Origin of the sequence: Actinomyces sp. ICM47 (assembly GCF_000278725.1) — a bacterium.
Lineage (GTDB): Bacteria > Actinomycetota > Actinomycetes > Actinomycetales > Actinomycetaceae > Pauljensenia.
In genome coordinates this window covers 1-10,164 of sequence record NZ_ALCA01000125.1, presented here as the reverse complement: position 1 = coordinate 10,164, position 10,164 = coordinate 1, and the positions used below count along the sequence as shown (strand labels likewise).

Sequence of the window (10,164 nt, the reverse complement as noted above, 5' to 3'; positions counted from 1 at the left end):
CCATGTCGAACCAGATTTTTGCCGGTGCCCCCGCCCCCGACGACGACCCGATTGAGGCCGCGGGCCAGGTTCAGGCGCGCACCGCATCGATCGACTCCCTCCTCGACGAGATCGATTCTGTCCTCGAAACCAACGCCGAGGCCTTTGTCCAGGGCTTCGTCCAGAAGGGTGGCCAGTGAGGTGAGGCGTCGAGTTTTCGGCATCGAAACGGAGTACGGGCTGACGGCCGCGTCCCTGTCCGGGGCAGCGCCGATGGACGCCGAGCACGCCGCTCGTCAACTGTTCGAGCCGCTCCTGCACCAGGGGCGCTCCTCCAACCTCTTCCTACGCAACGGCGGACGACTCTACTTGGACGTGGGTGCACACCCCGAGTACGCAACCGCCGAATGCGACCGCCTGGAGGACCTGCTCGAGCAGGATCGCGCGGGATCCGAGATACTCGCCGACCTGGCCGTCCAGGCCGATGAGGCACTGGGCGAGCTGGGCACCGACCTGCGCCTGCACCTGTTCCGCAACAACCTGGACTCACAGGGCAACTCCTATGGCTGCCACGAGAACTACCTGCTGCACCGACGCCGCGACTTCCGCCAGGTTGCCGACGCGCTCGTCGCTTTCTTCGTGACCCGCCAGATCCTGGTGGGTAACGGGTGGATCAACACCGGAGCCGCGACGCCGCGCCTGCAGTTCTCCCAACGCGCCGACCAGATGTGGGACGCCGTATCGTCGGCGACCACCCGCTCGCGCCCGATTATCAACACACGTGACGAGGCCCTGGCCGACTCGGGTGCCTACCGACGCATGCACGTCATTGTCGGAGACACGAACGTCGCCGAGCCGACGACGGCCCTCAAAGTCGGCATGACCGAACTCCTCATCCATGCCATCGAGGACGGCCTTCAGATCGAAGACCTGGCCCTGGCCGATCCGATGCGTGCCATCCGCGAGATCAACGCGGATCTGACCGGCTCTGCAGCCATCGAGCTGGCCTCAGGTCGCACCACCTCCGCGGTCGCTCTGCAGCGAGAGATTCGCGAGCGCGTCCTCGCCCGTATTCCCGTCGCCGAGCTGGACCCGATGCGCGCCTACGTGGTCGACCTGTGGGGCCGAGGCCTCGACGCGATCGCGAGCGGCGACTGGAGCGGGGTCGCCACGGAACTCGATATCGCGATCAAACGTACGCTACTGTCCTCCTACTGCGCGCGCACCGGCGCTGCCCTGAACGACCCGCGAGTGGCTCGCCTCGAACTGTCCTATTCGGATATCACGGCGCAGGGCCTGCGCGAGCGTATGGAAAAGGCCGGTCTCATGCGCCGCCTAACGACTCCGGAAGGGGTCTCGCGCGCAACGACCGTCGCTCCGGCCTCGACGCGTGCTCACCTGCGCGGGCGTATCATCGCTGCGGCGGAGGATGCGCGCGCCGACCTCAGTGTCGACTGGGTGCACGTGCGCCTCGACGATTCCACGGCGATTCCCTTGTCCCTGCAGGATCCCTTGGCCACGTCCGACCCCCGCGTTGATGGACTCATCGCGCAGATTCACGCGTCGTCTCCTACGATTCCCGCATGACCCCCGCTTCGCAACACTCCAACAATGCGAGCGTCCGACGCTCGAAAGGCTCCTCACAGCGCGCCGCTGCGAGGGGCGAACGCTCACGCGGATCCTCGCGCGCATCCCTGCTGATGCGGCTCCTGATCACGCTCGTAGTCTTCGGAGCGTGCGGGGCCGTCGCCTGGTGGGCATTCCGCCCCGTACCTGCCGCGCAGGAAACGACGACGGCCGAGACCAGCGCACAGTCGACGACGCTTCCGTTGTTCGACCGCGTCGCCGTCTCGGGGCGCGTTGGTGCCACGCCGACGATTGAGATCAAGGCACCCCTGGAGGTCGACGGCACCAAGGCAGCGACTGTCATTGCTGGCAACGGACGTCAGATCACCGAGGGGTCTCCCGTGCTGGTCGCTATCACGGCCTTCGACGGAAAGACCGGCACGAACCTGTCCGATTCGGGTCGCCCCCAGCTGAGCCTGGGGATCGTCGGCACCAACGTCATCGGTGATGACCTGACGAATATTGTGATCGGGCAGAACGAGGGGTCGCGTATTCTCGCCTACCGGACGATTGCGCCGGGCGCAGGCGCGCCTGGTTCGACGAGCAACATCGAGGTTGAGGTCATCGACATCCTGCCCTCCATCGCGGTGGGCACGGAAGCGGATGCGTCAAACGGCCCGTTGACCGTCAACATTGTCCCCGAAGGCCCAATCATCACCCACGGCACGACTGTGCCCGACCGTGTGACGACGCAGACGCTCATCAAGGGCGATGGCATCCAGGTGCACGAGAGTGATCGCGTGGTCGCCCAGTTCACCGCCGTGGGCTGGAACGACGGTGTCGTGCGAGTGTCCACGTGGGAGACCGGCGTCCCCCAGGTCATCAATCTCGGTAAAGCCATGCGTGGCCTGCAGACCGCCCTGGTGGATCAGAAGGTTGGCTCGCGTCTGGCGATTACGATTCCCCCAGACCTGGCGGCCGGCGACGACACCCTGTGCTTCGTCATCGACATTCTTGGCACCGAACCGGGGCTGAGTGCGACTGGGGATACGACACCGCAGTCCTGATCGTTCACCCCGTGAGAGTGGGCGGGCATCGGCAGTCGGCCTTGTGGGACACTGGGAGGCATGCTGAGATGGATGACCGCCGGAGAATCGCACGGACCCGCATTGCTTGCCACGATAGAGGGCTTGCCCTCGGGCTTGCGGATCACGACCGATGACCTGCGCCGCGTCTTGGCGCGTCGGCGTCTGGGATATGGGCGTGGTGCACGCCAGAAGTTCGAGGCCGACGAGGTCTCGATCCTGGCGGGTGTGCGACACGGGGTGACGACGGGTGCGCCCGTGGCGATTCGGATTGGAAACTCCGAGTGGCCCAAGTGGGAAACAGTCATGAGTGCCGACCCCGTTGATCCCTCCGCTCTGCTCATCGATGCTGGCACGGGTGACGAGCGTGAGATCGCGCGTAACCGCCCGCTGACGAGGCCTCGTCCCGGTCATGCGGACCTGCCCGGCATGCTCTCCTACGACCTGTCCGAGGCGCGTCCGGTGCTCGAACGCGCCTCCGCGCGAGAGACCGCGGCGCGCGTCGCCCTCGGGACGCTCGCCGAGGCACTCCTGGAGCAGGTGGCCGGCGTGCGCCTGGTCTCCCACGTCATCGCGGTCGGTACTCAGCGCGCCAGATCCGAGGTGGTGCCGATGCCCGCCGACGAGAACGCCCTGTGCGAGGCCTCTATGCGCACCCTCGACCCGGCTGACAACGCCCGCTTTGAGGCCGCCGTCGACGAGGCGAAGCATGCGGGTGACACCATCGGCGGCGTCGTTGAGGTGATCGCCTACGGTGTGCCTGTGGGGCTGGGCACGCACGTGACTGCGCGCGAGCGCTTGGACGCACGCCTGGCCGCCGCACTCATGTCGATCCAGTCCGTCAAGGGCGTCGAAATCGGTGACGGCTTCGCACAGGCCGCCCTGCTCGGTTCCGCCGCACACGACGAGATCGTGCGCGGGGCGGATGGGCACCTGACCCGCACCACCAACCATGCAGGCGGCATCGAGGGAGGTACGTCCAACGGCGCGCCCATCGTGGCGCGCGCCGGCTTCAAGCCGATCTCGACCGTCCCCCGTGCCCTGCGCAGCGTGGACCTGGCGACCGGCGAGGAGGCTGTGGGCCTGCACCAGCGCTCCGACACCTGCCAGGTTGTGCCCGGTGCCGTCATCGCCGAGGCCGAGGTCGCCCTGGTTCTGGCCGATGCCCTCTTCGATCACGCGGGCGGGCGCTCGGTGGCTGAGATGCGCCGTAACCTTTCCTCTTACCTGGAGGTTGTGGGGGAGCGCGCATGAGCGTCGCCCTGCCCATCGTCCTCGTCGGGCTGCCGGGAGCTGGCAAGTCGAAGGTCGGTCGCCTGCTCGCCGGGCACCTCGGAGTTCCTCACGTCGACACCGACGACCTGATCGTCGAGCGAGAAGGCCGAGCGATTTCCGATATTTTCACCACCGACGGCGAGTCCGCATTCCGGCTCATGGAGACCGAGGCGGTTGCCGACGCGCTCTCACGTCGCGCGGTCGTGTCACTAGGTGGGGGAGCGGCGGCCACCGACGCCGTGCGCGACCTGCTTGTCGGCCATACCGTTGTCTATATTGACGCTCCACACGACGAACTCGTGCGCCGTACAGCATCCAAGACTCATCGCCCGCTGCTCGCCACAGACCCCGACGGGACGCTGCGACGCCTCAGAAGTGAACGCGAACCCCACTACCGTGCCGTCGCCACGCTGACCGTGCCCACCGGGCCGGGACCCGCCGAGGACGTCGCCACCGCCATTCTCACCCACCTGGAGCAGTTATGAGCACCACCATCAAAGTCACCGGCCACCAGCCCTCAACGATCGTCGTCGGCCGCGACCTGGGTTTTGCACCCATCACCGCCGCACTTGATGAGGCAGCCACGAAGGTCCTCATTATCCACGCGCGCCCGCTCTCGGCGCGGGCGGCGGCGCTCGCCGAACACCTTCGTTCCCTCGGCTACGAGGTGGCCACCGCCAACCATCCTGACGCCGAGGCCGGAAAAGCCATCGAGGTCGTGGCCGGCCTGTGGGACACCTGCGGGCACCTCCAGCTGGGACGCAAGGATGCAATCATCGCCATGGGCGGGGGAGCGACCACAGACATGGCGGGCTTCGTCGCCGCCACGTGGCTGCGCGGCGTGACGCTCATCAATGTGCCGACCACGCTGCTCGGCATGGTCGACGCAGCCGTGGGCGGCAAAACCGGTATCAACACGTCGGTGGGCAAAAACCTGGTCGGCTCCTTCTACCCGGCCAACGCGGTCATCGCCGACATGAGCCTGCTGGCAACCCTGCCCCGCGAGGACCTGGCGGCGGGGGCCGCCGAAGTCATCAAGTGTGGGTTCATCGCCGACCCCGAGATCCTGCGCATCGTGGGGGAGACCTCCCCGGAGATCCTCCTTGACCCCTCCAGCGAGCAGCTGGCCAAGATCACTACCCGCGCGATCACGGTTAAAGCCCACGTTGTCTCCGCCGACCTGACCGAAGGCGGACTGCGCGAGATCCTCAACTACGGTCACACCCTCGCCCACGCGATCGAACGAGCGAACGACTACACGTGGCGCCATGGCGACGCGGTGGCCGTCGGCTGCTGCTTCGCCGCGCGCCTGAGCGCTCAGCGCGGGCTCCTCGGAGCTGACGAAGTCGTGCTTCACGACGAACTCTTCGCCCGCGTTGGGCTGCCCACCCACTACGAAGGCAGCTCTCTGGAGGAACTGACCCACATCATGGCCTCGGACAAGAAGGTGCGCCGCGGCATCCTACGCTTCGTGCTGCTCGACGGCATCGCACACCCGAGCACTTTCGCAGTGGAACCCAACGAACTGGTGGCCCCAGCACGCGCCATCGGGATCGACGTATGAGTCTGATCGTCTTGATTGGCGTCACCGGCTCAGGCAAAACGACGGTCGGTCGCCTCCTCGCACAGCGCTATCACCTGCCGCTTCGCGAAACGGACGATGCTGTGGAGGAGCGCCTCGGTGCCTCAATGCGCACGCTTGTCGTGGGCCGTGACCCTCGCCTGGCCATCACTGCACGCGAAGAAGCTGAACGGCTCCTTCGCCTTGACGAGGGCATTGTCACGCTCGGTGCCTCCCAACCGCTCGACTCAGCCACTGCCTCGGCGATCCACGACGCGCGGGGCCGGGGTGCCGTTGTCGTCGAACTCTCCGCGGACCTTTCCGCGGTATCGCGCCGAGAAAACCTGGGGGTCCCGCGTTCTGTCGGCCTCGGCGCACCCCGTGCTGTGCTCACCCAGCTCATGAGGCAGGCTCGTGTCGCCTATGAGGCCGTGGCCGACACAACAGTGGATACGAGCGTCCTCACCCCGCAAGAAGTCGCCGATGTGGTGGCTCGCGCGTGTAAACTGACCTCTGATTACTGATTCCTTTACGAGTGAGGTACCACTGTGGCAACGACCAATGATCTGAAGAATGGCCTCGTTATGGTGATCGACGGCCAGCTCTGGCAGGTTGTCGAGTTCCAGCACGTCAAGCCTGGCAAGGGCCCGGCCTTTGTGCGCACCAAGATCAAGAATGTTCTGTCCGGCAAGACCGTCGACAAGACCTTCAACGCTGGCCTGAAGATCGAAACCGCGACCGTTGACCGTCGCGACATGACGTACCTGTACCAGGACGGCACCGATTACGTCTTCATGGATCAGTCCACCTACGAGCAGATCAACGTTCCCGCCGAGACCGTGGGCGACGCCCGCAACTTCATGGTGGAGAACCAGGACGTCATCGTCTCTCAGCACGACGGCACTGTTCTCTTCGTCGAGCTGCCCGCGACCGTCGTCCTGACGATCACGCACACGGAACCCGGCCTGCAGGGCGACCGCTCCTCCGCCGGCACCAAGCCCGCGACCCTCGAGACCGGCTACGAGATCCAGGTGCCCCTCTTCATGGAGGAAGGTACCCGCGTCAAGGTTGACACCCGCGACGGCTCGTACTCGGGTCGCGTGACCGAGTAATGTCGAAGCAGCACCGCTTCACCTCGCGCACCAAGGCCCGCAAGCGCGCGGCCGATGTTGTCTACGAGGCCGACCAGCGCGGCATGGGGTCCAACCCCGACGTGCTGCGCGACCTCCTGCGCGAGCGCCGCGTCATCACCGCGGCTCAGACTCCGCTCCCGGAGTTCTCGATCCAGATCATCGCCGGTGTGGCGGATAATCTGCGTCGCATCGACTCGCTGATCTCCGCGCACGCCCGCGTGCCCGGCCTGGATCGCATCGCCGCCGTTGACCTCGCAGTTATGCGCGTCGCGGTGTGGGAGATGCTCGAGAACGACGAGGTGTCGCCGATCATCGTCATCGACGAGGCCATTTCGATTGTTCGTTCCATCTCGACCGATACGTCGCCTTCTTTCGTCAACGCTGTGCTGGACGCGATCCGCAAAGACCTCGAGTCTCCCGCGTGGTCGCGCAGGCAGGGCAGCGAGGGAGAGGCGTCGGTCGTCGACTCTGATCATGACGAGGCCGTGGCCGAGTCTGCGCATGACGGTGAATCTCTGCCCGTGCAGGAAGCTCCGGCGCGCTCACTACCCGCCGGTGCCAAGCCTCTGGATGGAGGCAGCGTCGAAGACGAACTCGATGAGCTGCTCGAAGAATACTGAGCCGGCGCATCGTTCGTGATTGTGGCCGCCCTGATTCCCAGGGTGGCCACAATCATGTCTGCCATCAGATACCGATGGCTGCGTTGAGTGCTGCCATGTCGCTGGGGGGCAGAGAGACGGGCGTGGAGGAAAAAAGACAATCGTGAATTCGCCCGGAGGGTGCGAAGACCATGTCCCAGTAGATGACCACCTGCCCAGAGACAACGGCTTTCCAGAGGGCGGGCATCTCCTTCATCTTCTCCACGAACTCCGTGTCGGCCAGAAGACGTTGCCCAATCGAGGGAGCCGATCCTGCTGGAACCGCACGGCCGTCGCCAGCAAAGATCAGTACCCGAGAGGTTCCACCATGGCAGTGCCCGATGTGCAGCTCACCGGGGGTGTAGCCGATCAGGTCCAGGGAGTTTCGTCCCTGCCCGATGCCGCCTACTCCTCCCGCGATGTCGATACCGCGCTGGTCCCACATGGCTTCGAGAGCCGCATGCCCCATATGCTCGGAACCATCCCGAGCGAGGAGGCGTTCGCGGGTGATCTCGTCGGAGTAGTCGGTCGCTCGGACAACGGTTGTCACATCGGCGTTGAAGGACATGAGCTTAGAATCGTTCATGCTGACAGGCTATCGCAGGAAGAAGAACTGTCACATACGTGTCTCGCAGCATGACAAGCGAGAAAGGGAGGAACTTGTCAACACAGTTATCGCCGATTGAACAGTGCTGCATCGTCGTCGTTCGCTCGGTTTCCTAAGTGACGTTCCCCGGGCAGCTGGTCGTGTGAGGGCGCTTAAGCCTATACCCTCACTGGGTATTGGTATATACCCAGTGAGGGCATAAAGTTTAATGGGTGGGGGTATGCCTCAGGGGTCCTGCCGTGAGAGAGTGACAGAACCTTGGGTGGTGACATCGCACGATTGGAGAACGGGGGAGTCAGGTCGTGCATTTGGCCGCTGAACAGGCTCGCGCGTCAGCGCAGCCGTGAGCACATGCATTCCGTGCCCACAAGATTGTGAAGGTAACTTCCCTCACCTTCCGTCATGTCATCAACAACGCGAGGGGCAGCCACATAGCTATGGATAGAGAGTGGTGCATGAAAATGCCAGCACAGTAATCACGTGCAAGAGAGAAGTAGCTGTAAGGCCTGAGGATACGCAGGTGCGTAATTATTAGCGAATATATGCATGCATAATCATGCATAATGCTTGCATGAATATATATTCATGTATAAGTATGCAGCAATGGCTGATCACTGCTTATTGTTATGTGTCAGCGATGCCATAGTCCGCCTCTTACAGGAGCAGTTCTAGGAGCCTGTTGCGTTGGGCCTACCCTTGGGTGCGAGGCAGGTCTCGGAGCGCGGCGGTCGTCATTTATGGTCTTCGCATGATGCTCGTAGGCGACATCGTATATGTTTCTCCAGGACTGCGCGGCGGGAGAGCCGTGGTCGCAAACCGGTATGCAGTCAGCGCGGGAGTCAGCTGCCTACGCGCCTGTAGAGCCGTCGCAAGGCCTATGCAACAAATTGGCACATCGACCTTCCAGGCGTGATAACGGTGGCATTGCCGCGCCACCAATATGAATCAAGGCATAATGCAAACGTTTGTATTAAGGGTCTGTGCCCACGGTTTTCATCGGAACACTGTAAGACGTTCGCGCCGCGGCTGAGGCTGCATGTAAGAAAACTGTATACAACTGTCGCCTGTGCATACGGAATACAAACGCTTGCATTATGTTGTCTTCGACTGTTCGTTCATCCCGTGCTGGCCCGAACAACGAGTTCTGTGTCAACGCTTCGGCGCACGGGAGGGATGTTCCGTCCCTTGGCTCGAGTGATCGCCATCTCTACTGCGAGTGCCGCAAGACGCGAGGGGGAGGGGGCAGTGTCATAGGGTGTAAGCAATTTTCGTGTAGCGGTGATGCTGTTCGGAGGCTGATCATGGGGTGTCGTCGGATGCTGAGTGTTGAGGATCGCGCGGCGATCATGGCGGGGTTGGAGGCGGGCTTGTCCCAGACGCGTATCGCCCACTTGATTGGGCGTAGCCCCTCGGTGGTGTGCCGTGAAATCGCCCGCCATCGGGGTCCTGGCGGCGTGTACCAGGCCGAGGATGCCGGGAGAGCAGCGCAGGTGGCCAGGCGCCGCCCTAAGAAGCGGCTCCTGGACCGCGATGAGATTCTCCGCCGCCGCGTGATCTTTGATTTGTCGCAGGGGCGCACGCCCCGCCAGATCAGCGGACGCCTGAGCGTGGAGGCATGTGGCACAGTGGCTCCTATGGATAATTCTCCCCACGCCCAGGGCCGCACGATCAGCCACGAGGCGATCTACACGTGGATCTACGCCCACCCCAAGAAGACGCTGATCGAGCACGGCGTATGCCTGCCCTCCAGGCGGTGGATGCGCAAGAAACCCCCTGCAGGCGGGCGCACACCACCCATTGTCGGCATGCGATTAATTGACGAACGCCCCGACATTGCTGACCGGATGATCCCTGGCAACTGGGAGGGGGACCTCATCATCGGCAAAGATGGGGCCAGTGCGTGCGCAACCCTGGTCGAGCGCACCACCCGCTACCTGATCATCGTGGCCCTGCCACTGGGACGCAGGGCCGACCAGGTCTGTGATGCGCTCACCCGCCGCATCCAGGGCCTACCCGAAGGAGCGATGCGAACACTGACATGGGACCAAGGACGGGAAATGGCCCGCCACCAGCGCCTCACCCAAGATACCGGCGTGGAGGTGTTCTTCGCTCACCCCCATAGCCCCTGGGAGCGAGGAACAAACGAAAATACCAACCGACTTATCCGCCGCTACCTTCCCAAAGGAACCCCCATCACCAGCCACCAGCCCTACCTCGACGCCATCGCCTACGAACTGAACAACTGCCCCAGAGCCACCCTCGGCTACCGCACCCCCACAGAAGCATTCAACCAACTCATTGCTACCACCCATTGACACCA

General features: G+C 63.9%; 11 protein-coding genes. 10 read left to right on the top strand and 1 reads right to left on the bottom strand.

What is annotated here, in order from left to right:
• Positions 1-2 precede the first annotated feature (2 nt).
• The 9 genes from HMPREF1136_RS08860 to nusB are packed head-to-tail and all read left to right on the top strand — an operon-like array spanning position 3 to position 7,219.
• On the top strand, positions 3-179 hold the full coding sequence (locus HMPREF1136_RS08860) for a ubiquitin-like protein Pup (RefSeq protein ID WP_009649050.1): 177 nt from the start codon (positions 3-5) through the stop codon (positions 177-179).
• A 1-nt stretch (position 180) separates the two neighbouring features.
• Positions 181-1,566: a Pup--protein ligase gene (gene pafA / locus HMPREF1136_RS08855; RefSeq protein WP_034505642.1), complete on the top strand. Its 1,386-nt coding sequence runs from the start codon at positions 181-183 to the stop codon at positions 1,564-1,566.
• Positions 1,563-2,612, top strand: coding sequence for an FKBP-type peptidyl-prolyl cis-trans isomerase (locus HMPREF1136_RS08850; protein WP_009649017.1), 1,050 nt, complete (start codon positions 1,563-1,565; stop codon positions 2,610-2,612). Before pafA ends, HMPREF1136_RS08850 begins: the two co-directional genes overlap by 4 nt.
• 60 nt (positions 2,613-2,672) lie before the next feature.
• Positions 2,673-3,884, top strand: coding sequence for a chorismate synthase (aroC, locus tag HMPREF1136_RS08845; protein ID WP_034505641.1), 1,212 nt, complete (start codon positions 2,673-2,675; stop codon positions 3,882-3,884).
• Positions 3,881-4,390: a shikimate kinase gene (locus tag HMPREF1136_RS08840; protein WP_009649044.1), complete on the top strand. Its 510-nt coding sequence runs from the start codon at positions 3,881-3,883 to the stop codon at positions 4,388-4,390. The genes aroC and HMPREF1136_RS08840 overlap by 4 nt, the downstream gene beginning before the upstream one ends.
• Complete coding sequence (aroB, locus tag HMPREF1136_RS08835) at positions 4,387-5,469, top strand: 3-dehydroquinate synthase (RefSeq protein ID WP_009649016.1); 1,083 nt, start codon at positions 4,387-4,389, stop codon at positions 5,467-5,469. The genes HMPREF1136_RS08840 and aroB overlap by 4 nt, the downstream gene beginning before the upstream one ends.
• Positions 5,466-5,990 carry a shikimate kinase gene (locus HMPREF1136_RS08830; RefSeq protein ID WP_009649037.1) on the top strand — a complete coding sequence of 175 codons (525 nt, stop codon included), beginning with the start codon at positions 5,466-5,468 and terminating at the stop codon, positions 5,988-5,990. The genes aroB and HMPREF1136_RS08830 overlap by 4 nt, the downstream gene beginning before the upstream one ends.
• Positions 5,991-6,014: 24 nt before the next feature.
• Positions 6,015-6,578, top strand: a complete 564-nt coding sequence (efp, locus tag HMPREF1136_RS08825; RefSeq protein WP_009055954.1) for an elongation factor P — start codon at positions 6,015-6,017, stop codon at positions 6,576-6,578.
• Entirely contained in the window at positions 6,578-7,219 is a 642-nt protein-coding gene (gene nusB, locus HMPREF1136_RS08820) for a transcription antitermination factor NusB (protein ID WP_009649029.1), read from the top strand. Before efp ends, nusB begins: the two co-directional genes overlap by 1 nt.
• Before the next feature lie 64 nt (positions 7,220-7,283).
• Here the strand turns inward: nusB and HMPREF1136_RS10355 are convergent, their stop codons facing one another.
• Complete coding sequence (locus HMPREF1136_RS10355) at positions 7,284-7,823, bottom strand: hypothetical protein (protein WP_156791884.1); 540 nt, start codon at positions 7,821-7,823, stop codon at positions 7,284-7,286.
• Positions 7,824-9,145: 1,322 nt separating this feature from the next.
• Here HMPREF1136_RS10355 and HMPREF1136_RS08810 point away from each other — a divergent pair.
• Positions 9,146-10,159 (top strand): IS30 family transposase, encoded by a 1,014-nt coding sequence (locus HMPREF1136_RS08810; RefSeq protein WP_034504165.1) that lies wholly within the window; start codon positions 9,146-9,148, stop codon positions 10,157-10,159.
• The last annotated feature ends 5 nt before the right edge of the window (positions 10,160-10,164 follow it).

Coding starts and splice junctions, on each gene's coding strand:
- HMPREF1136_RS08860 (WP_009649050.1), top strand. CDS start 3: ATGTCGAACCAGATTTTTGCCGGTGCCCCCGCCCCCGACGACGACCCG.
- HMPREF1136_RS08850 (WP_009649017.1), top strand. CDS start 1,563: ATGACCCCCGCTTCGCAACACTCCAACAATGCGAGCGTCCGACGCTCG.
- aroC (WP_034505641.1), top strand. CDS start 2,673: ATGCTGAGATGGATGACCGCCGGAGAATCGCACGGACCCGCATTGCTT.
- HMPREF1136_RS08840 (WP_009649044.1), top strand. CDS start 3,881: ATGAGCGTCGCCCTGCCCATCGTCCTCGTCGGGCTGCCGGGAGCTGGC.
- aroB (WP_009649016.1), top strand. CDS start 4,387: ATGAGCACCACCATCAAAGTCACCGGCCACCAGCCCTCAACGATCGTC.
- HMPREF1136_RS08830 (WP_009649037.1), top strand. CDS start 5,466: ATGAGTCTGATCGTCTTGATTGGCGTCACCGGCTCAGGCAAAACGACG.
- nusB (WP_009649029.1), top strand. CDS start 6,578: ATGTCGAAGCAGCACCGCTTCACCTCGCGCACCAAGGCCCGCAAGCGC.
- HMPREF1136_RS10355 (WP_156791884.1), bottom strand. CDS start 7,823: ATGAACGATTCTAAGCTCATGTCCTTCAACGCCGATGTGACAACCGTT.
- HMPREF1136_RS08810 (WP_034504165.1), top strand. CDS start 9,146: ATGGGGTGTCGTCGGATGCTGAGTGTTGAGGATCGCGCGGCGATCATG.